We start from the raw sequence: 22305 nt of genomic DNA, 5'->3' as shown, positions 1-22305 counted from the left end.
TCGAACCTGCTGTCGGCCCGCAACCTCTCGTTCCTGCTGCACGAGTGGCTCGACGTCACCGCGCTCACCGAGCGCGAGCGCTTCGCCGAGCACTCGCGCGAGACCTTCGACGCGCTGCTGGAGCCTGAGCGAGCAAACTCGCCACCGAGCACTTCGCACCGCACTTCCGCGCCAGCGACGAGCAGGAGCCGTCCTTCGACGGCACCACCGTCACCGTGCTGCCGGAGATCGGCGAGGCGCTGCGCCGCTTCGCCGAGATGGACGGCTTCGCGCTCGGTGCGGACGCCGAGGCGGGTGGTCTCCAGCTCCCCTCGACCGTCGGCACCGCCGCGGCCACCTGGTTCACCGCCGCCAACATCGGCACCATCTGCTACGCCTTCCTCACCCAGGCCAACGCCGCCCTGCTGCACCAGCACGGCTCGGAGGAGCCTGCGGTCCCGCTTCGTGCGGCCGATGCTGGAGGGGCGCTGGTTCGGGACCATGGCGATGTCGGAGGCGCACGCCGGCAGACTCGCTGGGCGACATCACCACCCGTGCTGTCCCCGACGGGGACGCCTACCGGATCACCGGCACCAAGATGTGGATCTCCGGCGGCGACCACGAGACTCGCCGAGAACATCGTGCACCTGGTCCTCGCCCGCCTGCCCGAGGCGCCGGCGGGGACGAGGGGGGATCTCGCTGTTCGTGGTCCCCAAGTTCCTGGTGGAGGACGACGGCAGTCTCGGCGAGCGCAACGACGTCGCGATCACCGGGATCAACCACAGGCTCGGCTCCCGGGGCACGGTCAACACCGCCCCGGTCTTCGGCAGCGGCGCGTTCACGCCGGGCGGTGCGCCCGGCGCGGTCGGCTACCTCGTCGGTGAGCCGCACCAGGGCCTGCGCTACATGTTCCACATGATGAACGCCGCCCGGCTCGGCGTCGGCACGGGCGCCACCGGCACGGCGTACGCCGCCTATCTCAAGTCCCTCGCCTACGCCCGTGAGCGTCCGCAGGGCCGCGCCGTCGGCGGTGACGTCACCACCGCCCAGGTGCCCATCGTCGAGCACACCGACGTGCGCCGGATGCTGCTCGCCCAGAAGTCGTACGTCGAGGGAGCGCTCGCGCTCACCCTCTACTGCGCCCGCCTGCTCGACGACGAGAAGACCGCGCCCACCGAGGAGGAGCGCGCCGAGGCGGCGAAGCCTGCTCGGCGTGCTCACCCCGATCGTGAAGTCCTGGCCCTCGCAGTGGGGCCAGGAGAGCACCTCGCTGGCGATCCAGGTGCTCGGCGGCGCCGGCTACACCCGCGACCACGACGTCGAGCAGCACTGGCGCGACCAGCGGCTCAACCCCATCCACGAGGGCACGCACGGCATCCAGGCGATGGACCTGCTCGGCCGCAAGGTGCTCCTCGACGGCGGCGCGGCGCTGATGCTCCTGGCCGCCCGGATGGAGGCCACCATCGCCCGCGGGCGTGAGGCCGGTGGCCAGCCCTCGAACTGGGCCGACCGGCTCAAGGCACAGGCTCGACCGCTTCGGCGAGGTGACCCTCGGGCTCGCCGGGCTGGGGGAGCCGGACCAGGTGCTGGCCAACGCCACGACGTACCTGGAGGCGGCGGGGCACCTCGTCGTCGCCTGGCTCTGGCTGGAGCAGGCGCTCGTCGCGGGCACGCAGACCGGCGACTTCTACGACGGCAAGCGGCAGGCGGCGGCGTACTTCTTCCGCACCGAGCCTGCCCAAGATCACGCCGATGCTCGACCTGCTGGCCGCAGGCGACCTGACCGCCCTGGAGATGCGGGACGCCTGGTTCTGAGCCGGGACGACGAACGGCGCCGACCCGCAGGTCGGCGCCGTTCGTACCGGCGGAGGTAGGGGGATTCGAACCCCCGAGGGCGTTAACCCAACACGGATTCCAGCCGTGCGCCATAGGCCACTAGGCGATACCTCCGCGGAGGAGGTTACCGGTCGGTGACCGGCACCCGGAAATCGCCTGGCTCGGCGGTGACCGGCGCGAGCGCCCGGAGTTCGGGTGGGCGGCGGGCATCCTCTAGAGTGAGGCCAACCCCCGTGCGGCGGCATCTCGCCCAACTCCCCCAGGGCCGGAAGGCAGCAAGGGTAAGTGAGGCTCTGTCGGGTGCGCGGGGGGCCTCTTGCTTTTTCGGCGCCCAGCCGACGGCCCTGCCCGCCTGTGCGCTGTCGGGGCCGCTGGTTAGTGTTCAGGGGTGGACTCCCCGCTCGCGCTCTACCGCCGCTACCGGCCCGAGACCTTCGCCGAGGTGATCGGCCAGGAGCACGTGACCGAGCCGCTGCGCTCGGCGCTCGCGGGCAACCGGGTCAACCACGCCTATCTCTTCTCGGGCCCGCGCGGCTGTGGCAAGACCACCAGCGCCCGGATCCTCGCGCGGGCGCTCAACTGCGAGAAGGCCCCGATCGCCGACCCCTGCGGGGAGTGCGAGAGCCTGCCGCGACCTGGAGCGCAACGGCCCGGGCTCGATCGACGTGATCGAGATCGACGCCGCCTCGCACGGTGGCGTGGACGATGCCCGGGACCTGCGGGAGAAGGCGTTCTTCGCGCCGGTGAAGAGCCGCTACAAGGTCTACATCATCGACGAGGCACACATGGTGACGACGCAGGGCTTCAACGCCCTGCTCAAGGCTGGTGGAGGAGCCGCCGCCGCACCTGCGGTTCATCTTCGCCACCACCGAGCCGGAGAAGGTCATCCCGACCATCCGCTCGCGCACCCACCACTACCCGTTCCGGCTCATCCCGCCGCGGCTGCTGACGACCTACCTCACCGAGGCTCTGCGAGCGCGAGGGCGTCGCCATCGAGCCGGCCGCGCTGCCGCTGGTGGTCCGCGCCGGCGCGGGCTCGGCCCGCGACACCCTCTCGGTGCTCGACCAGGCTGCTGGGCGGGGCCGGGCCGCAGGGCGTGACCTACGAGCCTGGCCAGCGGCCTGCTGGGCTACACCCCGGACACCCTGCTCGACGACGTCGTCTCCGCCTTCGCCAGCGGCGACGGCTCGGCCGTCTTCGGGGTCGTCGACAAGGTGATCGAGACCGGCCAGGACCCGCGCCGGTTCACCGAGGACCTGCTGCGCCGGTTGCGCGACCTGGTGATCATCTCCGCCGTGCCCGATGCCGCCGCCTCCGGACTGCTCGACGTCTCCGGCGACCAGGCCGACCGTCTCGTCGCCCAGGCGACCTCCTTCGGCCGCGGCGAGCTGACCCGGGCCGCCGACCTGGTCGCGGCCGGGCTCACCGACATGCGCGGCGCCACCGCGCCCCGGCTGCTGCTGGAGCCGATCTGCGCGCGGATCCTGCTGCCCGCCGCCGACCACACCACCGAGGGCGTGCTCGCCCGGCTGGACCGCCTGGAGCGCCGGGCCGCCATCAGCGGTACGACGTCCGCGGAGTCCGCTCCGCCCGTCGCCCCCGCCGCGCCGGCCCAGGACCGCCCGGCCCCGTCGCGGGCCGAGCGTGCCGCGCCCGAGCGGGTCGAGGACCGGCCGGGCCCGCAGCGCACGCCCCCGCCCGAGCCGGCCGCCCCCGTCGCGCCCGACCCGGTGGTGCCGGTCGAGCCGGAGCCGATCGCGGTCATCCCCGCGCCGCAGCCCGAGCCGACGCCGCAGCCGACGCCGCAGCCGACGCCGCAGCCCGCACCCCAGCGGACGCCGCAGCCCGAGCCCACGCCGGAGCCGGCCCCGCAGCAGGCCAGCGCGGGCGGGCTCACCCTGGTCGACGTACGACGCCTGTGGCCCTCGGTCATCGACCGGGTCAAGGCGGTCAAGCGGGTCACCTGGATCCACCTGACGCAGAACGCCCAGGTGGTGAGCCTGGACGGCACGGTGCTCGCGCTGGGCTTCCAGGCCGACGGGCCGCGCCGGTCCTTCGAGTCCGGCGGGCACGCCGAGATCGTGCAGCAGGCCGTCATCGACGAGATCGGCATCGAGGTCCGCATCGACGCGATCATCGACCCCGCCGCCGACCCGGGCGCCCGGCCACCGGCCCCCGCCGCACCGGCGGCCGAGCCCGCGCCGGCCCCTCGCGGGGAGCCGGCCGCGCCCACGGCGTCCGACGACCCGCCGCCCTGGGCGGTCCCGGGCGAGGAGACCGAGGCGGAGCCCACGCCGCGGCGCCCGCGGATGGCCGACATCCAGGCCCGCGAGGAGGAGCGGGCCGAGGAGCCGCCCGTCGACCCCGACGCCCACGTGGACCTCGATGACGCCGAGGTCGACGCCGAGTCCAGCGCCGAGTCTGCTCGCCCGTGAGCCTGGGCGCGCAGATGATCGAGGAGATCCCGCGCGGCGGCTGAGCCGCGCCGGACCCCCACCCGAGACCCGCAGCCAGAGAAGAGACGACCATGAGCCAGAACCCGTTCGACGCACTCGCCGGTGGCGGCGGCCTCGACCTGAACGCCCTGCTGCAGCAGGCCCAGCAGATGCAGGAGCAGACCCAGGACGCCCAGGAGCGCCTCGCCGAGACGAAGGTCGAGGGCAGCGTCGCGGGCGGCGCCGTCACGGTGACCCTCACCGGCTCCGGCGAGCCTGACCGCCGTCACGATCACCCCGGACGCCCTCGACAGCACCGACCCGGACGCGCTCGCCGACCTGGGCGACCTCGTCGTCGCGGCCTTCCGCGACGCCCGTGCCAAGGCCGACGCGCTGGCCCAGGAGAGCCTCGGCCCGCTGGCCGGCGGCCTGCCCGACCTGGGTGGCGGCCTGCCGGGTCTGGGCGGACCGGGCCAGGCGCCCGGTCAGCTCGGCTTCTAGGGCCTCGCGATGTACGAAGGCGTCGTCCAGGACCTCATCGACGAGTCTCGGCCGCCTGCCGGGTGTGGGTCCCAAGAGCGCCCAGCGGATCGCGTTCCACCTGCTGCAGGCCGACCCGGTCGACGTACGACGCCTGGCGGACGTGCTGATCGAGGTCAAGGACAAGGTGAAGTTCTGCTCGATCTGCTTCAACGTCGCCGAGGACGACCAGTGCCGGATCTGCCGCGACCCCCGCCGGGACCCGAGCGTGCTGTGCGTCGTGGAGGAGTACAAGGACGTGGTGGCGATCGAGCGGACACGCGAGTTCCGCGGCCGCTACCACGTGCTGGGCGGCGCGATCTCGCCGATCGACGGCATCGGACCGGAGCAGCTTGCACATCCGTGAGCCTGCTCACCCGGCTCGGCGACGGCACGGTCACCGAGGTGATCCTGGCGACCGATCCGAACCTCGAGGGGGAGGCCACCGCGACGTACCTCACCCGGATGCTGGGGCCCCTGGGCTTGCGCGTGACGCGTTTGGCCAGTGGACTGCCGGTGGGAGGAGACCTGGAGTACGCCGACGAGGTCACTCTCGGACGGGCATTCGTGGGAAGGCAGGCAGCAACATGAGCGACAACACCACCGGTGAGCAGGCTCCCGGGTCTCGCGGCCCTGGAGGCCCTGATCGCGGTCGAGACGGAGACGGTGCGCTTCGCCGACGACATCGCGGCGTCGGTCCGTTCGTTCCTCGACGGGCTGCGCGTGGTCGCGGCGGAGGCGACGGGCGGGCAGGCGGTCTCCCTGCTGCTCCTCCAGATCAGCCAGATCGCGCTGACCGGTGCCCGGCTGGGTGTGCACCGCGACTTCGCGCCGCGCGAGGAGTACCAGCCCGACGACGGGCCGGACCCCGACGACATCGACGAGCCTGCGCCTGCAGACTCGCCGGGCTGCTGGGCGAGACTGGACACCTACTCCGCGCTCTTCGAGCCCTACCAGCCCGAGGTCATCGAGGGCCTGATCTCCGACGACCTCACCAGCATCGCGGCCGACCTCGCCGTGGGCGTGCGCCACTACGAGGCGGGCGACGTCGAGGAGGCGCTGTGGTGGTGGCAGTTCTCCTACGTCTCCTCGTGGGGCGGGCTCGCCGGCTCGACGATGAACGCGCTGCTCTCCGTGGTCGCCCACGACCGGCTGGACGTCGACCTCGACACGACGCAGGAGCCTGGAGCCTGGTCCAGGCGGCGTCCGCCGTGCTGGACAGCGCCGAAAACGGCTAGCCCGCGCCCGTAGAATCGGGCCTGGTCCCGATGTGGCAGGGGCCGTGTCCCTTCCCCGTCAGCCAGGAGTGAGTCCCTCGTGGGCATTGTCGTGCAGAAGTACGGCGGCTCGTCGGTCGCCGATGCCGCCGGGATCAAGCGCGTCGCGCAGCGCATCGTCAACACCAAGAAGGCGGGCCACCAGGTGGTGGTCGTCGTCTCCGCGATGGGCGACACGACGGACGAGCCTGATCGACCTCGCCAACGAGGTCTCCCCGCTCCCGCCGGCCCGCGAGACTCGACATGCTGCTGACGGCGGGCGAGCGGATCTCGATGGCCGTCCTCGCGATGGCGATCCAGAACCTCGGCCACGAGGCGCGCTCGTTCACCGGCTCCCAGGCCGGGGTGATCACCGACGCCGCCCATGGCAAGGCGAAGATCATCGACGTCACGCCGGGCCGGATCGAGGCCGCGATCGCCCAGGACGCGATCGCGATCGTGGCCGGCTTCCAGGGCGTCTCGCAGACGACCAAGGACATCACCACGCTCGGCCGGGGCGGCTCGGACACGACCGCCGTCGCGCTCGCGGTGGCCCTGCGCGCCGACGTGTGCGAGATCTACTCCGACGTGGACGGCATCTTCACCGCCGACCCGCGGATCGAGCCGCACGCCCGCAAGGTGCCGCGGATCTCCTACGAGGAGACCCTGGAGATGGCCGCGCAGGGCGCCAAGATCCTGCACCTGCGGTGCGTCGAGTACGCCCGCCGCTACGACATGCCCATCCACGTCCGCTCCTCCTTCTCCGAGAAGGAGGGCACCTGGGTCGTCAAGGCCGAGGACGTCGTTTCGGAGGAGAACCCCATGGAAGCCGCGATCATCACCGGCGTCGCGCACGACCGCAGCCAGGCCAAGATCACCGTGGTCGGGGTCCCCGACAAGCCGGGCGAGGCGGCCGCGATCTTCCGCGCGGTCGCCGAGACGCAGATCAACATCGACATGATCGTGCAGAACGTCTCCGCCGCCGCGACCAGCCTCACCGACATCTCCTTCACCCTGCCCGCGGGCGAGGGGCAGACCGCCATGACCGCGCTCTCGCGCCTGCAGGAGTCGGTCGGCTTCGAGTCGCTGCTCTACGACGACAGCGTCGGCAAGGTCTCCATCGTGGGCGCCGGCATGAGTCTCCTCCCCGGGCATCTCCGCGCGCTTCTTCGAGGCGCTCTCGGAGGCCGGGGTCAACATCGAGATGATCTCCACCTCCGAGATCCGGGTCTCCGTCGTCGTCGCCGAGACCCAGGTGGAGGCGGCCGTCAACGCCGCGCACGCCGCCTTCGACCTCGGCTCGGACGAGATCGAGGCCGTCGTGTACGGAGGGACCGGCCGATGAGCATCAACATCGGCGTCGTCGGCGCCACCGGGCAGGTCGGCGTCGCCATGCGCCAGATCCTCCTCGAGCGGGACTTCCCGGTCGGCGAGATCCGGTTCTTCTCCTCCGCCCGCTCGGCCGGCAAGGTGCTCCAGTTCGGTGACCGCAAGGTCGTCGTCGAGGACGCCGAGACCGCCGACCCGTCCGGGCTCGACGTCGCGCTCTTCTCCGCCGGCGCCACCGCCTCGCGTGCGCTGGTGCCCCGCTTCGTGGACGCCGGCGTGATCGTGGTCGACAACTCCTCGGCCTTCCGCAAGGACCCGGCCATCCCGCTGGTCGTCTCCGAGGTCAACCCGGAGGCCGCCGCCGAGGTGATCGCGGCGGGCCGCGGGATCATCGCCAACCCGAACTGCACCACGATGGCCGCCATGCCCGTGCTCAAGCCGCTGCACGAGGAGGCCGGGCTGGTGCGGCTGATCGCCTCGACGTACCAGGCCGTGTCGGGCTCGGGCATCGCCGGTGTCGAGGAGGCTCTCGACCGGCATCGCGGCGGCCGGCGACAAGGCCAAGGAGCCTGGCCTACGACGGCGAGGCGGTCGCCTTCCCCGAGCCGGGGGTCTACAAGGAGACCATCGCCTACAACGTGCTGCCCTTCGCCGGGAACCTCGTCGACGACGGCCAGGGCGAGACCGACGAGGAGCAGAAGCCTCCGCAACGAGTCGCGCAAGATCCTCGGCCTGCCCGACCTGCGGGTCTCCGGGATCTGCGTGCGGGTGCCGGTCTTCACCGGCCACTCGCTCGCGATCAACGCCGAGTTCGAGCGGTCGCTGACGCCGGAGCGGGCGCGTGAGTCTGCTCGCGAACGCTCCCGGTGTCGAGTCTCGCCGACATCCCGAACCCGCTCGCCGCGGCGGGCAAGGACCCGTCGTACGTCGGCCGGATCCGTCGGGACCCGGGTGTCGACGACGACCGCGGGCTCGCGCTCTTCGTCTCCAACGACAACCTGCGCAAGGGGGCGGCCCTCAACACGGTGCAGATCGCGGAGTCTCATCGCCTCCTCGCGCTGACCGGCCCCCACTCAGGCGACCAGGTCGTCCCAGCCGGCGGCGAGGTAGTCGATGAACTGCGGGCTGACGTGCTCGCCGCGGAGCACCTCCCGCGGGACCGGGCGCTCGCGCACCCGGAAGTCCGGGTCGGCGATCGCCCGGGCCGCGAAGTCGTGGTGCAGGATCGCACCGGTGCCGACGGTCACCACGTCCGCGCCCCGCTCCAGGCACCAGCGCGCGTCCGCCGCCGAGATCACCTTGCCGGCGACGCCCAGCGCCGCGCCGTGGCGGGGCAGGTCGGTGAAGTGCTCGATCAGCAGGCCCTCGTGGCCCTCGCCGCGCGGCTGCATGAAGACGTCCCACAGCGACATGTCGAGGTAGTCGAGGTGGCCGGTGGCGAGCACGCGCCGGGCGGCCTCGCGGCCCTCGGGCAGGGTGATGCCGTAGCCCTCCGGGGTGAGCCGGAGCCCGAGCCTGGAAGTCCGGGCCGGTGCTCTGCCGGATCCCCTCGAGGACCTCCAGCAGCATCCGGACGCGGTCGTCGAAGTCGCCGCCGTAGCCGTCCTCGCGATGGTTGGAGCGGGCGTCGAGGAACTGCCCGATGAGGTACCCGTGGGCGCCGTGCACCTCGACCCCGTCGAAGCCGGCCCGCTCGGCACGGACCGCCGCCTGCACGAACTCCTCGATGACGCGCTCGACGCCGCTGGTGCTCAGCGCGACGGCGTCCTTGTCGGGCTGGTCCCAGGGGCACTCGTTCGGACCGCCGTGCAGGCTCGCGTCGGAGCGCCGGCCGCCGTGGTGGAGCCTGCACCGAGGAGCGGGTGCCGGTGGCGCGCAGGCCCTCGGCGAGCCGCTGCAGACCCGGCGACTGGCTGTCGTCGGAGATGCCGAGCCTGGCCGTTCCAGGCCCGCCCCGCCGGGCTGATGAAGGCGGCGCAGGTCATCGTGAGGCCGAAGCCGCCGCGTCCGCGGGCCACCAGCCAGGCGTACTCGTCCTCGCCGAGCGTGCCGTCGGGATTGCTCTGGATGTTCGTCAGCGGGGCCAGCGCGAAGCGGTTGGCCCACGCCGGGCCGTGCGCGAGCCTGGATCGGGTCGGCGAGAGAGGCGGTCACTCCTCCATGGTGCCCGGCCGCTCCAGCGCGGTCCGCACCAGGTGCAGGGCCGCGACGACGGTACGGCGTCGTACGGCGCCCCGGTCGCCGCTCAGCCGGAGCCTCCCGGTGGTGGGTGACGCCGTCGACGTCGACGGCGAGGTGGACCAGCCCGACCGGCTTCTCCGCGCTGCCGCCGCCGGGCCCGGCGATGCCGGTGACCCCGACGCCGAGCGTCGTGCCGAGGCGTTCGCGGGCGCCGCGAGCCATGGCCTCGGCGACCTCGCGGCTGACCGCGCCCTGCTCATCGATCAGCCTGGCGGGAACGCCGAGTCCGGCGGTCTTCGCGGCGTTCGCGTAGGTCACGAACCCACCGACCAGGTACGCCGAGGAGCCGGCCCGGTCCGCCAGCCGCCCCGCCAGGAGGCCGGCCGTGCAGGACTCCGCGGTCGCGATCGTGGCCTGCCGGGCGAGCAGGAGACCGGCGACCACGTCGTCGAGGCTGCGGCCGTCGTCGGCGTACACCTGGGCGCCGAAGGCTTCGTGCAGCGCTGCGCGCAGACCGTCGTAGGCAGCGGCGGCGGCGGGGCGGTAGCGGGTGACCACCTCGAGTCTCGCCGTCGCGCACGCAGGTGGTGACCTCGAGCCCGGCGTCCTCCAACCCGCCGTGCGCCTCCTCGTGGGCCCGGAGCAGGGCGGCCAGGCTCGGACTCGGGCGGCCCCCAGATCCGGACCTCGGCCTGGCGCAGGCTCCTCGGCCCGCTCCAGCACCGCCCGGACCGGTGCGGTGGCGAGGGCGGCGGGCCACATCGGCTGCAGGCTCGCCCGGCGGCCCGGGGAGCACCACGACCGGTGCGCCGGGACCGGGTACGACGAGACCGGGCGCCGTACCGACGGGCGGGAGGATGCTCGCCCCTTCGGGCACCAGCGCCTGCTTGCGCACGCTGTGCCGGGTGGCCTCGGCCGGCGGGCTCCACCCGCGGCGGGCGTTGAGTACCGGCGACGACCGCTCCGATCCGCTCGGCCAGGCCCTCGTCGACGTGCAGCGCGCGCCCCTGCACCTGCGCGACCACCTCGGTGGTGAGGTCGTCGGCCGTCGGCCCGAGACCACCGCTGGTCAGCACCAGGTCGTGGTCGGCGAGTCTGGAAGCGCAGCGCCGCCGCGAGGTCCTCGCGCCGGTCGCCGACCACGACGGTGCGGCCGACGTCCACGCCCAGGCTCCCGCAGCCGCTCGGCCAGCCACGGCCCGTTGCGGTCGACGACGCGACCGGTGAGCACCTCGGTGCCCGTGACGACGATGCCTGCGCGCGCTGTCACGCTCAGGTGTCGACGGGTTCGACGAAGGTCTTGGTCACCCAGACCGAGGCGAGGTACCCGCCGATGGCCAGCACCGGGATCACGATCAGCATCGACCAGTGGTCCAGGTGGTCGATGAGGAACAGCAGCGCCACCACGGCCACCAGTCCCACCGCCAGGAAGCCTGCTGCTGCCCGGGTCGGGGATCTGGAAGGTCTTGAGCAGGCTGACTGCCGAGCAGCACGCACAGCGCGAAGGTCGCGACCAGCAGCAGGAACCCGGGCCCGCCGCCGCACGACGACGTCCCGCGCACCGCCTCGCAGCCGCGCAACGAGAGCCACGTCAGCACGACCATCGCCGCGCCGACGACGAGGCCGGTGAGGGCCGCGGCGCGGTACGCCGACAGCAGCGGCCCGCCCGTGGCGAGCGCCGCGATCTCGGCATCCTCCAGGGCGCTGTCGCTGACCGGCTCGGGCTCGACCTCGACGACCGCCGGCCGCGGGGCCGGCTTCGGCTTCGGGGCGCGCTGGGGAGCCGGCTTCGGCGTCGGCGCCGCGGCGGCGGCAACCGGCTCGGGTTCGGGCTCCGGCTCGGGTTCGGGCTCGGGTTCGGGCTCGGGTTCGGGCTCCGGCTCCGGTTCGGGCTCGGGTTCGGGCTCCGGTTCGGGCTCCGGCTCGGCTTCGGGCTCCGGCTCGGGTTCGGGCTCGGGCTCGGGTTCGGGCTCGGGTTCGGGCTCGGGCTCCGGTTCGGGCTCGGGTTCGGGCTCCGGTTCGGGCTCCGGTTCGGGTTCGGGTTCGGGCTCCGGTTCGGGCTCCGGCTCGGCTTCGGGCTCCGGCTCGGGTTCGGGCTCCGGCTCGGGCTCGGGCTCCGCCTCGATGACGACGGTGGGCTCGTCGACCGGCTCCTCCACGGGGACCACGACGGTCTCCTCGACCTCCGGCTCGGGGGCAGGGGCGGGTGCGGACTTCTTGGCGGCAGGACGCTTCGCGGGCTTTGAAGCGCCGGCGGGAGCGGCCGGCTTCTTCTTCCGCCCGAACAGGCTTGGGCGGCTCCAAGCTGAGCTTCCGACTTGTCCTGCTCGTCAGACATGGAGGAAGTGTGGCACGACCTGACAGCAGATCGGCTGCTGGTCAACTGGTGAAAAAGACGAGCAGGCGGATCCCCAGGGGGATCCGCCTGCTCCGCGGTCGGGCTGACAGGATTTGAACCTGCGGCCTCCTCGTCCCGAACGAGGCGCGCTACCAAGCCTGCGCCACAGCCCGCCGGTCTCCGGCTCCCGGAGGAGCCAGCACCAGCAGTGGAGCATAGCCGAGGCCCGTGCCCGAGCAGGAATCGGGGGAGCGATCAGCCCTCAGCCCGCCGGTAGCAGGGTGAGCAGGATCGCCTCGGGGCGGCAGGCGATCCGGACCCGGGTGTAGGGGTTGGTGCCGATGCCCGCCGAGACCTGCAGCCACGCGGAGCCGGGATCGCCGGGACGCGAGTCCGCCGGGTGGCGGTGCAGCCCGCGGGCCCGGGCGGGGTCGAGGTCGCAGTTGGTGGCGTACGCGCGCGATCCACCGGGCAGGGGCAGCCGCACCTGGCCACCGTGGGTGTGCCCGGCCACGATCGCGTCGTACCCGTCGGCGGCGAACTGGTCCAGCACCCGCAGGTACGGCGCGTGCGCCACCGCCAGCCGGGCGTCGGCTCCCGGGTCGGCGGGCCCGGCGACGGCGGCCAGGTCGTCGTAGGACAGGTGGGGGTCGTCGACACCGGCGAAGGCGAGCGTGGTCTCGCCGACCGTCAGCGTGGTGCGGCGGTTGGTGAGGTCGAGCCAGCCCGCGCCCGCGAACCCGGCGGTGAGGTCGCGCCAGGGCAGTCTGCGGGACGTGGGTGTGCCGCTTGCCGTCGTCGGGCAGCAGGTAGGCGAAGGGGTTGCGCAGACCGGGCTCGAAGTAGTCGTTCGAGCCGTGCACGAACACGCCGGGCACGTCGAGGAGCGGGCCGAGGCTGTCGAGGACGACCGGAACCGCGTGGCGGTGGGAGAGGTTGTCGCCGGTGTCGATGACCAGGTCCGGCTCGAGCGCGGCCAGCGAGCGCAGCCACTCCTGCTTGCGGGTCTGGCCGGGGGTCATGTGGATGTCGCTGAGGTGCAGCACGCGCAGCGGCCGCATCCCGGGCGGGAGGACGCGCAGGTCGTGACGGCGCAGGGTGTACTGCCGCGCCTCCCACAGGGCGTACGACGTCACCCCGGCCCCGGCGAGGCCACCGAGCGCGGCGGTGCGGAGCAGTGGCCGGACGAAACCCATTGCGCCAGTCTCACACCCGTTGGGCACAATCGAGGCATGAGCACCCTCAAGGACCGACTGCGCAGCGACCTCACCACCTCGATGAAGGCCCGCGACGAGGTCCGCTCCTCGACCCTGCGGATGATCCTGACCTCGCTCACCAACGCCGAGGTCGCGGGCACCACCGCCAAGGAGCTCACCGACGACGAGGTGCTCACCGTGCTTGCCAGCGAGGCGAAGAAGCGCCGTGAGGCCGCCGTCGCCTTCGAGGACGGCAACCGCCCCGAGAGCGCCGCCAAGGAGCGTGCCGAGGCCGCGGTGATCCAGGACTACCTGCCCGCCCAGGCTCGGCCCGGAGGAGATCGCCGCCATCGTCGAGGCCGCAGTCGATCAGGCCGGCGCCGCGGGCGCAGGCCCGAAGGCGATGGGCAAGGTGATGGGCATCGTCAGCCCGCAGGTGAAGGGTCGCGCCGACGGCGCGGCCGTCGCCGCGGAGGTACGCCGCCGCCTGGGCTGAGCGCGATGTCGGATCTCGGGTCGGCGCCGCGTCGTACGGCCGTGCGGCGGACGTGGGGCGTGCTCGGCGTCATCGCCCTCACCGCGGCGGTCAACGTGCTGCTGGGCTATCTCGGCCTGCTGCCCGCGATGTACGCGAGTCTACACGATCAGCGACCTGCTCGGGGTGCCGCCGTACACCTCCGACCCCGACGTCGCCCGCGCCTTCGGCTACGCCGGGATGGCGCTCGTCGTCGGCGGGTTCGTCGCGGTCAACGCGGTGCTGCACCGCTTCCTGCCAGGGCGGCCGTGGTGGATCTGGCCGGTCGCGCTCGCGTCCTACCCGTGCGCGTTCCTCACCGAGGTCTGGGCGCCCCGCTAGCCGTTGCCTCTGCCGTTCCCGTTGCCCCGGCCGGGCTTCTTGCCGTTGCCCTTCGGCTTGCCCTTCGCCTTGGGTGTCCCGTCGGAGAGGTACAGCGTCACCCTGTCGCCGGCGCCGAGGCCCGTGCCGGCCGAGGGGGAGCCTGTAGGAGACCAGGCCCCGGGCGTAGCCGGAGTCGACCATCGGGCCCCGGGCGACGTCGAAGCCGAGGCCCTCGAGGGTCGCCTTGGCGTCGTCGTAGGACTTGCCGGCGACCGAGGGCACCGGGACGAGCAGGCCCGCGACGTCGGTCGACGAGGGGCGGACGAAGTCGTCGCCGGGCAGGTACTGGGCGATCGCCTTGAAGGTGTCGCCCCAGATCGGCCCGGCCGTGGTGGAGCCGGAGGTCGATCCCCGGACGTAGCCACCGATCGACTTGCCGTCGAGGGTGTCCTGGTTGCCGTTCTTCTTCACCCCGGCCACCACCGAGGCGCCCGCGAGGTTGGGCGTGTAGCCGGAGAACCACACCGACAGGTTGCCGTTCGTCGTCCCCGTCTTGCCGGCGGCGGGGACGCCGGGGCTGAGCGCGGCGCCGAAGCCGCCGGGCGCGATCACGCCGCGGAGCACGTCGTTGACGGCGTCGGCGATCGGGCTGGCGATGACCTGGGAGCAGGACTTGTCGTAGGTCTTGAGCACGTTGCCGTCGGTGTCGGCGATCTCCGTGACCGGCCTTGCCGCGCAGTGGATGCCGCGGGCCGCGAAGGTGGCGTAGGCCTGCGCCATGTCGAGGGGGCTCACGTTGGCGACGCCCAGGGTGAACGACGGGATCTGCCACTTCGGGCTGAGACTCGATGCCCATGGCCCGCGCCAGGCTTCCACGGCTCGCAGATCCCGGTCTCCCGCTCGAGGTTGACGAAGAAGGTGTTGACCGACTTCTGGGTGCCCTCGTAGAGGTTGGGGTTCGACGATGACGACGTCGAGTTCTTCGGCGTCCAGACCTCGGTGCTCCTGTAGGGGCCGTCGCAGGTCTCGAAGTCGTTCAGCGGGAACGCACCCGGGTTCGGCGCCGGGAAGGTCCGCGTCAGCGGGATGCCCTCCTTGATGGCGGCGGTGAGGGTGAACGCCTTGAACGTCGAGCCGGGCTGGAAGCCGGCGGCGTCGCCGTACTTCTGGGGGACCGTGTAGTTGAGGAAGGTCTCGCCCTTCTTCGATCCCATCGGCCGCGACTGCGCGAGCGCACGGACGTTGCCCGAGCGGGGCTCGACGAGTGCGATCGCGCCGATCGCCGAGTCGCCCTTGTAGACGTTGCGCTCCACGGCCTCCTGGGCGGCGCGCTGGTCGCGCATGTCGATCGTGGTCTTGATCGTGAGGCCGCCGTTGAAGATCAACCGCTGGCGGTCGGCGGCGGTGGCACCGAGGGCCGGGTCGGTCTTGAGCCAGCGCACGACGTAGTCGCAGAAGAACTGCGCGCGCGAGTTGGCGCAGCCGTTGGGCTGGTTCTGCACCTTGAGGCCGAGCCTTCATCGCCTTGGCCTGGGCGGCCTGCGCGTCGGTGATGACGTTGGTCTGCGCCATCCGGTTCAGCACGATGTCGCGGCGCACCTTGGCCTGCGGGGCGTTCCGGGTCGGGTTGTAGGCCTCGGGGCTCTGCACGAGGCCACCGAGCAGGGCGGCCTGGCGCAGGTCGAGGTCCTTGGCGTTGGTGCTGAAGTAGTGCTGCGCGGCGGCCTGGACGCCGTAGGCGCCGTCGCCGAAGTAGGCGGTGTTGAGGTAGCGCTCGAGGATCCAGTCCTTGGAGTGCCGCTTCTCCAGGGCGATGGCGTAGCGCAGCCTCCTGAGCCTTGCGGCCGTAGGTGTCGTCGGTGGCCGCCTTGCGCTCGGCGTCGGTGTCGGCCTGGTTGAGCAGGGTCAGCCTGACCAGCCTGCTGGGTGATCGAGGACCCGCCCTGGGCGACGCCGCCTGACGCCTGGTTGGTGAGCAGCGCCCGCAACGTGCCCTTCAGGTCGAGCGCGCCGTGCTGGTAGAAGCGGTAGTCCTCGATCGCCACGATCGCCTGGACCATGGTGCGCGAGATCTGGCGGAGCGGGACGTTGACCCGGTTCTGGTCGTAGAGCGTGGCGATCGTCTTGCCGGACTTGTCGAGGATCTCGGTGCGCTGCGGCAGCCTGCTCGGTCTCGAGCTCCTGCGGCAGCGAGTCGACCGAGTCGGCCACGTTGCGTGCGGTGAAGCCGGCGACGCCCGCGAACGGGATGGCGAGGCCGGAGACGACGACCCCGAGGACGGCGGCGACCAGCAGCATGACGCCGAGGTGCGAGGCGATCTTGCCGGGCGGGAGCCCGTCGAACCGGGTGCGGGACATGGCGCCCAGGGTACGGGACAGGCCGGTACGCCCCGATTCGCGATGGCCGCTGCGGGCCAGGTCACACGCCTCGGCGTAGTCCGATGTGACTACGCAGGTTGGGCCCAATGAGCGGTGGTCGAAACCGTGCTCCGTCCTTTACTTTGAACCGGTCGAGAAGACCAGGCGCTGTGGGGGCGCTGGCTTCTCGGAGTGGGAACCACAAGGGGACTGACATGTGGGTTGACGACTGGGCGCCGCGCGCCGCCTGCCGTGAAGAGCAGCCGGACCAGGCTTTTCGTTCGGGGCGCCGAGCAGAACAAGGCCAAGCAGGTGTGCTCGGGCTGCGCCGTGCGCACCGAGTGCCTCGCCGAGGCGCTGGACAACCAGATCGAGTGGGGCGTCTGGGGCGGCATGACGGAGCGTGAGCGCCGTGCGCTGCTCCGCCGCCGACCGAGCGCCTCGTGGCGCAAGGTGCTCGAGGACGCGCGCGACCGGCAGGGCGCCGCGACGGTCTGACCGGCCGGCTCCCTCAGGAGCCGTCCGCGAGCAGCGTGCCGACCCGGCGGAGCCCGCCGAGGTCGTGCACGTCGCCTGCCAGAGCCGGTACGACGACCGTCTCCACCTGCGGGTGGGCGGTCGCGAACCGCTCCCGCAGCGCGCGCTCGCGCAGCACCATCCGGACCCGGTCGGCGTGCAGCCGCAGCAGGCCGGCGGCGACCGACGTACCGCCCGTGCGGCGCAGCCGCTCCGCGGCGGTGGTCGCCTCCTCGGCCGACAGCGTGCCCGCCGGCTCCGGGCTGGCCCGGTTGACGACCAGCCCGGCCAGGGGCATGTCGTCCTCGCTGAGCCGCTCGACGAAGTACTCCGCCTCGCGCAGCGCGTCCGGCTCCGGTGCCGCCACGACGAGGAACGCCGTGCCGTCGGCCTTCAGCAGCGCGTAGGTCTGCTGCGCGCGCTGGCGGAAGCCGCCGAAGACGGTGTCGAGCGCGGTCACGAAGGTCTGCAGGTCCTTGAGGAACTGCGCGCCGAGGATCTTGGTCAGCGAGTTCGTGATGATGCTCAGCCCGGCGGACATCAGGCTTCGCCGGACCGCGCGCAGGGGCGAGCAGCAGCCGCACGAAGCGACCGTCGAGGAAGTCTGGACAGCCGCTCCGGGGCGTCCAGGAAGTCCAGCGCCGAGCGCGAGGGCGGGGTGTCCACGACGATCAGGTCGTAGGTTCCCGATGCCTGGGCATCGCGATGGATCTGGCCGAGCTTCTCCATCGCCATGTACTCCTGCGTGCCCGCGAACGAGACCCGACAGGGCGATGTAGAAGGGGTTGGCGAGGATCTGCTTCGCCTTCTCCGGGCTGGCCTGGGAGAGCACCACCTCGTCGAAGGTGCGCTTCATGTCGAGCATCATCGCGTCGAGGCTGCCCGTGCCCTCGACGCCGGTCACCGGGCGCGGGGTGTTGTCGAGCGCCTCGATGCCCATCGACTGCGCGAGCCGGCGCGCCGGGTCGATGGTCAGCACGACGACCTTGCGGCCGCGCTCGGCGGCCCGCAGCGCGAGCGCCGCGCTGGTCGTGGTCTTGCCGACGCCGCCGGACCCGCAGCACACGATGATCCCGGTGCGCGGGTCGTCCAGGAGGGCGTCCACGTCGAGGGTGCCGGCACGTCCGCTGGTCGCGGGACCCACCCGGCTGGTGTTGCGGGTCATCGGGGTCCCCGCCCGGTTGTGCGCCGGAGGAGCGCTGCGGGGGAGGTGCGGAACCGGGTGGGGTGATTCATGCCATCCCCTGCTCTCGGAGGAGTCCGGCGAGCTCGTAGAGCCCGCCGAGGTCGATGCCGCCCGCCATCTGCGGGAGGCTCGTACGACGGCACGCCCAGGTCCGCCACGAGGCTGCGCTGGGAGTCCTCCAGAGCGCGCCGCTCGGCGTGCTCGGCGGCCTCCTGGACCAGCCCGTCGACCAGGTCGGGGGTGACCTCGATCCCGCCCGCGCGCAGGTCGGTCTCGATGGCGGACCGGTCGAGGGTGCCGGCCCGCGCGGCGGCGAGCCTGGTCGGCGGACAGGTCGCGCGGACGGACCAGGTTGACGACCACTCCACCGACCGGCAGACCGGCGGAGCGCAAGCTCGGCGATGCCGTCGGCGGTCTCCTGCACCGGCATCTCCTCCAGCACGGTGACCAGGTGCACCGCCGTGCGGGGCGAGCGGAAGAGGGTCATCATCGTGTCGGACTGCGCCTTGATCGGGCCGACCTTGGCCAGCCCGGCGAGTCTCGTTGCTCACGTTGAGGAACTGGGTGATCCGGCCGGTGGGCGGCGCGTCGAGCACCACGGCGTCGTAGTCGATGGCGTTCTTGTTGCGGCTGTTGCGCTGCACCGCCTCGTAGACCTTGCCGGTGAGCAGCACGTCGCGCACGCCCGGCGCGATCGTGGTGGCGAACTCGATCACGCCGAACTTGTCGAGGGCACGGCCGGCGCGGCCGAGGCGGTAGTACATCGCGAGGTACTCCAGCAGCGCCGACTCCGCGTCGATGTGCAGGGCGTGCACGATCCCGCGCCCGCCGTCGGCATCCGGGAGGCCGGTCGTCAGCCGCCGCTCCTGGTAGGGCAACGGCTCGACGTCGAACATCCGGGCGATGCCCTGACGTCCCTCGACCTCGCAGAGCAGCACGTTCTTGCCCCGCGTCGCGAGGGCGAGCGCGAGCGCGGAGGCGACCGTCGACTTGCCGGTGCCTCCCTTGCCCGTGACCACGTGCAGGCGGACCTTCCCCCAGTCACTCACCCGGGCAGCGTAGCGAGCGGCCGGTTCCCCCGAGCAGGGAACCGGCCGCTCGCGGTCTCAATCCAGGGCCAGCCCCGCGGCCGGGGCGACCCTCGCCGCCCGTCGCGAGGGCAGGACGGCGGCGACCAGCCCGGCCAGCGTCGCGGCGCCCACCACCGCCGCCAGGCTCGGCCCAGGGCAGCACCAACCCGGCACCGTCGACGACCGGCTCCACCAGCGCACGTACGCCGGCCCAGGCGAAGGTCACGCCCAGGGTGGTGCCGAGCAGGGTGGCCACCAGGGCGAGCAGGACGGCCTCGGTGGCGAGCATGCGTCGTACCTGGCGGCGGGTGAGGCCGAGTGCCCGCAGCAGGGCGTGCTCGCGCCCGCGCTCGAGCACGGACAGGCCGAGGGTGTTGGCGATGCCGACGAGCGCGATCACGACCGCGATGCCGAGCAGGCCGACGACACCACCGGTGAGCACGTCCAGGCTGGAGGTCGACGTAGGCGCGCTGAGCCAGACCGTTCTCCACGCCGGCGTCGAGCGGCGAGCCGATCGCCTCGAGGGAGCCGGCGAGATCCTCGGGGTCCGCGCCGTCGTCGGCTCGCACCCACACGGCATGGGTCGTCACCTCGGGTGCGAGCCGGGCCAGGGTGGCGGGCGCGACGAGGGCGGCGTCGCCCCAGCCCTCACCGCCGACGACGCGCAGCCGCTCGGTCCGGTCGCCGACGGTGACCGCGACCCGGTCCCCGGCGGCGACGCCGTCGCCGAGGGCGTCCCACGGCACCACGACCTCGCGGGGCCGGGGTGCCGGGAGGTCGCCGTGCAGGACACCCCCGTCGTCGGCCGGTACGGCGAGGACGGGCAGAGGGTCCAGGCCCGGCACCCGCGCGGTGGCTCCGCTGACCGGGGTCGCCGCGGCGACGCCCGGCACGGCCCGCACCTGCTGCACGACGTCCGCCGGCAGCGGGCGCGCGCCGGTCAGGGCGAGGTCCACCGGGTGCTGGTCGTCCATCTCGGAGGCGAGCGCGGAGCGGGAGCCTGGCCAGCCCGGTGAGCACGGCTGTGGTGAGGGTGACCCCGACGAGCAGCGAGGCGGTGGTCGCGGCGGTGCGGCGCGGGTTGCGGACCGCGTTGCCGGCGGCGAGGCGCCCCGAGGGCCCGAGCAGGCGCCCGGCGAGCCGGCCCGCGGCGCCGATGAGGGCGGGCACGACGACCGGGCCGAGCATCAGCACGCCGAGGAAGACCGCGGCACCTCCGGCGACGAGCGGCGGCGGGGCGGCGGTCGCGACGGCGAGGGCCAGGGCCGCCGTACCGGCACCGAGCAGGAGGACTCCCAGCGCGATCCGCAGGCGGCCGGTGGTGGTGCGCACCCGGGTGCTGTCGTCGGGCCGCAGCGCCGCCAACGGGCTGACCTGGACGACGCGGCGGGTGGGCAGCCAGGCGGCGACGAGGGTCACCCCGATCGCGAGCACCGCGGCGGCCAGCAGCCAGCCGGCGCCGATGTGCGCGTCGCCGAGCCGGGCACCGGGCCACTGCGCGTGGATGAGCGCGACCAGCCCGTGGCCCGCGCCCAGACCCGCGACGATGCCGAGGACCGCGGCGATGATGCCCAGCGCGAGCGACTCCACCCGGACCGAGCGGACGACCTGGCGCCGGGTCGCGCCGACGCAGCGCAGCAGCGCGAAGTCCCGGCTGCGCTGGGCGAAGAGGATGGTGAAGGTGTTGTTGATGACGAGCACGGCGACGAGCAGGGCCACCGTCGTGAAGAGCAGCACGATGATCGCGATCACGTCCACGCCGTTGTTGACGTCGCGCTGGAGGTCCTGGACGAAGGCGTCGACGGTCTCCGGCTCCGCGGTCGGGACGACCGCACGGATCGCGGAGGCGGCCGCGTCGTGACCACCACCGCTCCAGGCCACGCTGCCGACGTAGAGGCTGTCCTCCCAGCGGCGCAGGTCCGGCCAGAGGAGGTACACCGAGGACACCGCGTGGTTCGAGGGCGAGTCGGCGAGGCCCACCACCCGGACGTCGAGCGCCCGGGTGCCGGTGCCGATCCGCAGCCGGTCGCCGATCGCGATGTCGTCGGCCTTCGCGGCGTTGCTGTCCACCAGCGCCTCGCCGGGACCCTGCGGGAAGCGGCCGGACACCACGTCCTGCCACCGGTGCTCGGGGCGGTCCGGCACCTGGCCGATGTCGGCGTCGCTGGTCACGACCCGGCCGTCGCGGGCGAGCCTGCTGCATGGTCCAGCCGACCAGCCAGGCGTCGGCGCCGTCCCCGGGCGCGGCGGCGATCAGGCTTCGCGGCGTCCGCTGCGGAGGGGCGGTCGAGGACGGCGTCGGCGCCGTCGTAGGGGTCGGCGAGGCCGGAGGTCAGCCCGTCGCGGACCGAGGAGGAGAGCGCGGCGGTCACCAGCACCAGCACGACGCCCACGACGATCGCGAGCAGCGCGGCGCCGTACCGGCGGGTGTGGGTGCGCAGGGAGGCGAGCAGGACGGTGCGCATCAGGCGCCGGCCACGGTGAGGGCGGCGACCAGGTCGTCGCGGCTCGGGGCGGTGAGCCGGTTCGTGATCCGGCCGTCGGCGAGGACGACCACGTCGTCGGCGTACCGGGCCGCCTCGAGCTCGTGGGTGACCATGACGACGGTCTGGCCCAGGCTCGCGCACCGAGTGGCGCAGGAAGGAGAGCACCTCGGCGGAGGCGCTGCTGTCGAGGTTGCCGGTGGGCTCGTCGGCGAACACGATGGCCGGCTCGGAGACGAGGGCACGGGCGATGGCCACCCGCTGCTGCTGGCCGCCGGAGAGCCTCGGCGGGGCGGTGGCCGAGCCGCTCCTCGAGGCCGAGGGTGCGCACGATCCGCTCGAAGCGCGGGCGCAGCGGCCCCTGGGAACGCCCGGCGAGCCTCGGTGGGGAGCCAGATGTTCTGCCCGGCGGTGAGCATCGGCAGCAGGTTGAAGGCCTGGAAGACGAAGCCGACGTGGTCGCGGCGGAAGCGGGTCAGGGTGTCGTCGTCCATCTCCTCCAGCGACTGCCCGGCGACGGCGACGGTGCCCGCGGTGGGCTGGTCGAGGCCGGCCAGGCAGTGCATGAGCGTGGACTTGCCGGACCCGGACGGGCCCATGATCGCGGTGAACCGGCCGGCGGGCAGGTCGAGGTCGACCCCGCGCAGGGCGTGCACGAGGGTGTCCTCGCGGCCGTAGGCACGGGTCAGGCCGCGGGCGCTCGCGGCGAGCGTGGAGGCGGGCGGAGCGGGCGGGGGAGTGGTCTGCAGGGACATGCTCCGAGCCTCGCCGGGATCGGCCCCGC

The 22305-nt window shown here is 73.1% G+C and carries 20 protein-coding genes, 2 tRNA genes, 1 other RNA gene and 9 pseudogenes; 17 read left to right on the top strand and 15 right to left on the bottom strand.

Features of this window, described 5'->3' with window-relative positions:
* Positions 1 to 215: 215 nt before the first annotated feature.
* From G5V59_RS19610 to G5V59_RS19600, 3 genes are read left to right on the top strand one after another with little or no spacing between them, the layout of a single operon-like run.
* Positions 216 to 863: a hypothetical protein gene (locus G5V59_RS19610; RefSeq protein ID WP_278257560.1), complete on the top strand. Its 648-nt coding sequence runs from the start codon at positions 216 to 218 to the stop codon at positions 861 to 863.
* A complete protein-coding gene (locus G5V59_RS19605; protein WP_278259949.1) occupies positions 745 to 1458 on the top strand; it encodes an acyl-CoA dehydrogenase family protein in 714 nt (237 codons plus the stop codon). The genes G5V59_RS19610 and G5V59_RS19605 overlap by 119 nt, the downstream gene beginning before the upstream one ends.
* Positions 1455 to 1853 (top strand): acyl-CoA dehydrogenase C-terminal domain-containing protein, encoded by a 399-nt coding sequence (locus tag G5V59_RS19600; RefSeq protein ID WP_341350986.1) that lies wholly within the window; start codon positions 1455 to 1457, stop codon positions 1851 to 1853. The genes G5V59_RS19605 and G5V59_RS19600 overlap by 4 nt, the downstream gene beginning before the upstream one ends.
* Here G5V59_RS19600 and G5V59_RS19595 read toward each other — a convergent pair.
* A tRNA-Ser gene (locus G5V59_RS19595) sits at positions 1845 to 1929 on the bottom strand. The genes G5V59_RS19600 and G5V59_RS19595 overlap by 9 nt on opposite strands.
* A 111-nt stretch (positions 1930 to 2040) precedes the next feature.
* Here G5V59_RS19595 and ffs point away from each other — a divergent pair.
* The 11 genes and pseudogenes from ffs to G5V59_RS19540 form a co-directional block, all read left to right on the top strand.
* An RNA gene (gene ffs, locus G5V59_RS19590) (signal recognition particle sRNA small type) lies at positions 2041 to 2132 on the top strand.
* Positions 2133 to 2203: 71 nt separating this feature from the next.
* Positions 2204 to 2380, top strand: a pseudogene (locus G5V59_RS37205) (ATP-binding protein); the annotation flags it as partial.
* A pseudogene (locus G5V59_RS19580) lies at positions 2352 to 2576 on the top strand (hypothetical protein); the annotation flags it as partial. The pseudogenes G5V59_RS37205 and G5V59_RS19580, both read left to right, overlap by 29 nt.
* A gap of 254 nt (positions 2577 to 2830) precedes the next feature.
* Positions 2831 to 3034, top strand: coding sequence for a hypothetical protein (locus G5V59_RS19575; RefSeq protein WP_278260317.1), 204 nt, complete (start codon positions 2831 to 2833; stop codon positions 3032 to 3034).
* Positions 2938 to 4251 carry a hypothetical protein gene (locus G5V59_RS19570; protein ID WP_341351266.1) on the top strand — a complete coding sequence of 438 codons (1314 nt, stop codon included), beginning with the start codon at positions 2938 to 2940 and terminating at the stop codon, positions 4249 to 4251. The genes G5V59_RS19575 and G5V59_RS19570 overlap by 97 nt, the downstream gene beginning before the upstream one ends.
* Before the next feature lie 92 nt (positions 4252 to 4343).
* Positions 4344 to 4752 (top strand): annotated as a pseudogene (locus G5V59_RS19565) (YbaB/EbfC family nucleoid-associated protein).
* Between the two features lie 9 nt (positions 4753 to 4761).
* Positions 4762 to 5361, top strand: a pseudogene (gene recR / locus G5V59_RS19560) (recombination mediator RecR).
* A 15-nt stretch (positions 5362 to 5376) separates the two neighbouring features.
* Positions 5377 to 6021 (top strand): DUF5063 domain-containing protein, encoded by a 645-nt coding sequence (locus tag G5V59_RS19555; protein WP_278257559.1) that lies wholly within the window; start codon positions 5377 to 5379, stop codon positions 6019 to 6021.
* A gap of 66 nt (positions 6022 to 6087) precedes the next feature.
* A pseudogene (locus G5V59_RS19550) lies at positions 6088 to 7371 on the top strand (aspartate kinase).
* A pseudogene (locus G5V59_RS19545) lies at positions 7368 to 8240 on the top strand (aspartate-semialdehyde dehydrogenase); the annotation flags it as partial. The pseudogenes G5V59_RS19550 and G5V59_RS19545, both read left to right, overlap by 4 nt.
* A pseudogene (locus tag G5V59_RS19540) lies at positions 8222 to 8302 on the top strand (hypothetical protein); the annotation flags it as partial. The pseudogenes G5V59_RS19545 and G5V59_RS19540, both read left to right, overlap by 19 nt.
* A gap of 70 nt (positions 8303 to 8372) precedes the next feature.
* Here G5V59_RS19540 and G5V59_RS19535 read toward each other — a convergent pair.
* The 5 genes from G5V59_RS19535 to G5V59_RS19515 form a co-directional block, all read right to left on the bottom strand.
* Positions 8373 to 10679 (bottom strand): nicotinamide-nucleotide amidohydrolase family protein, encoded by a 2307-nt coding sequence (locus tag G5V59_RS19535; protein WP_278257558.1) that lies wholly within the window; start codon positions 10677 to 10679, stop codon positions 8373 to 8375.
* Positions 10606 to 10806, bottom strand: coding sequence for a molybdopterin-binding protein (locus G5V59_RS19530; protein ID WP_278257557.1), 201 nt, complete (start codon positions 10804 to 10806; stop codon positions 10606 to 10608). The genes G5V59_RS19535 and G5V59_RS19530 overlap by 74 nt, the downstream gene beginning before the upstream one ends.
* An 85-nt stretch (positions 10807 to 10891) precedes the next feature.
* Positions 10892 to 11704 carry a hypothetical protein gene (locus tag G5V59_RS19525; RefSeq protein WP_278257556.1) on the bottom strand — a complete coding sequence of 271 codons (813 nt, stop codon included), beginning with the start codon at positions 11702 to 11704 and terminating at the stop codon, positions 10892 to 10894.
* Positions 11705 to 11972: 268 nt separating this feature from the next.
* Positions 11973 to 12047: transfer RNA gene (locus tag G5V59_RS19520), tRNA-Pro, on the bottom strand.
* On the bottom strand, positions 12024 to 13070 hold the full coding sequence (locus tag G5V59_RS19515) for a metallophosphoesterase (protein ID WP_278257555.1): 1047 nt from the start codon (positions 13068 to 13070) through the stop codon (positions 12024 to 12026). Before G5V59_RS19515 ends, G5V59_RS19520 begins: the two co-directional genes overlap by 24 nt.
* A 36-nt stretch (positions 13071 to 13106) precedes the next feature.
* Here G5V59_RS19515 and G5V59_RS37200 point away from each other — a divergent pair.
* Positions 13107 to 13334, top strand: a pseudogene (locus G5V59_RS37200) (GatB/YqeY domain-containing protein); the annotation flags it as partial.
* A 76-nt stretch (positions 13335 to 13410) separates the two neighbouring features.
* Entirely contained in the window at positions 13411 to 13566 is a 156-nt protein-coding gene (locus tag G5V59_RS37195; RefSeq protein WP_341351265.1) for a GatB/YqeY domain-containing protein, read from the top strand.
* A 90-nt stretch (positions 13567 to 13656) separates the two neighbouring features.
* On the opposite strand, the gene G5V59_RS19505 is transcribed toward G5V59_RS37195, so the two are convergent.
* The 3 genes from G5V59_RS19505 to G5V59_RS19495 form a co-directional block, all read right to left on the bottom strand.
* Positions 13657 to 14703, bottom strand: coding sequence for a penicillin-binding transpeptidase domain-containing protein (locus tag G5V59_RS19505; RefSeq protein ID WP_278257554.1), 1047 nt, complete (start codon positions 14701 to 14703; stop codon positions 13657 to 13659).
* Positions 14700 to 15410 carry a penicillin-binding transpeptidase domain-containing protein gene (locus G5V59_RS19500; protein WP_278257553.1) on the bottom strand — a complete coding sequence of 237 codons (711 nt, stop codon included), beginning with the start codon at positions 15408 to 15410 and terminating at the stop codon, positions 14700 to 14702. The genes G5V59_RS19505 and G5V59_RS19500 overlap by 4 nt, the downstream gene beginning before the upstream one ends.
* A gap of 75 nt (positions 15411 to 15485) precedes the next feature.
* Positions 15486 to 16331, bottom strand: coding sequence for a transglycosylase domain-containing protein (locus G5V59_RS19495; RefSeq protein WP_278257552.1), 846 nt, complete (start codon positions 16329 to 16331; stop codon positions 15486 to 15488).
* 187 nt (positions 16332 to 16518) lie between these two features.
* On the opposite strand from G5V59_RS19495, the gene G5V59_RS19490 reads away from it, so the two are divergent.
* Positions 16519 to 16764, top strand: coding sequence for a WhiB family transcriptional regulator (locus G5V59_RS19490; protein WP_278257551.1), 246 nt, complete (start codon positions 16519 to 16521; stop codon positions 16762 to 16764).
* 13 nt (positions 16765 to 16777) lie between these two features.
* On the opposite strand, the gene G5V59_RS19485 is transcribed toward G5V59_RS19490, so the two are convergent.
* The 6 genes and pseudogenes from G5V59_RS19485 to G5V59_RS37190 all read right to left on the bottom strand — a co-directional run.
* A complete protein-coding gene (locus G5V59_RS19485; RefSeq protein WP_278257550.1) occupies positions 16778 to 17947 on the bottom strand; it encodes an ArsA-related P-loop ATPase in 1170 nt (389 codons plus the stop codon).
* Positions 17944 to 19017 carry an ArsA-related P-loop ATPase gene (locus G5V59_RS19480; protein WP_278257549.1) on the bottom strand — a complete coding sequence of 358 codons (1074 nt, stop codon included), beginning with the start codon at positions 19015 to 19017 and terminating at the stop codon, positions 17944 to 17946. The genes G5V59_RS19485 and G5V59_RS19480 overlap by 4 nt, the downstream gene beginning before the upstream one ends.
* Positions 19010 to 19618, bottom strand: a complete 609-nt coding sequence (locus G5V59_RS19475) for an ABC transporter permease (protein ID WP_278257548.1) — start codon at positions 19616 to 19618, stop codon at positions 19010 to 19012. The genes G5V59_RS19480 and G5V59_RS19475 overlap by 8 nt, the downstream gene beginning before the upstream one ends.
* 68 nt (positions 19619 to 19686) lie before the next feature.
* Positions 19687 to 21210 carry an ABC transporter permease gene (locus G5V59_RS19470; protein WP_278257547.1) on the bottom strand — a complete coding sequence of 508 codons (1524 nt, stop codon included), beginning with the start codon at positions 21208 to 21210 and terminating at the stop codon, positions 19687 to 19689.
* Positions 21207 to 21503, bottom strand: coding sequence for a hypothetical protein (locus G5V59_RS19465; protein ID WP_278257546.1), 297 nt, complete (start codon positions 21501 to 21503; stop codon positions 21207 to 21209). The genes G5V59_RS19470 and G5V59_RS19465 overlap by 4 nt, the downstream gene beginning before the upstream one ends.
* A gap of 398 nt (positions 21504 to 21901) precedes the next feature.
* A pseudogene (locus G5V59_RS37190) lies at positions 21902 to 22276 on the bottom strand (ABC transporter ATP-binding protein); the annotation flags it as partial.
* Positions 22277 to 22305: the final 29 nt, after the last annotated feature.

Source organism: Nocardioides convexus (assembly GCF_011090295.1).
Note: the sequence above shows the minus strand (reverse complement) of the source record. Positions and strands in the feature narration are given on the sequence as shown.

What these genes read in the sequence shown, in the direction of transcription:
- G5V59_RS19515 (WP_278257555.1), bottom strand. Translation starts at nt 13,070, where the DNA reads ATGGGTTTCGTCCGGCCACTGCTCCGCACCGCCGCGCTCGGTGGCCTC.
- G5V59_RS19485 (WP_278257550.1), bottom strand. Translation starts at nt 17,947, where the DNA reads ATGACCCGCAACACCAGCCGGGTGGGTCCCGCGACCAGCGGACGTGCC.
- G5V59_RS19475 (WP_278257548.1), bottom strand. Translation starts at nt 19,618, where the DNA reads ATGCCGTGTGGGTGCGAGCCGACGACGGCGCGGACCCCGAGGATCTCG.
- G5V59_RS19465 (WP_278257546.1), bottom strand. Translation starts at nt 21,503, where the DNA reads ATGCGCACCGTCCTGCTCGCCTCCCTGCGCACCCACACCCGCCGGTAC.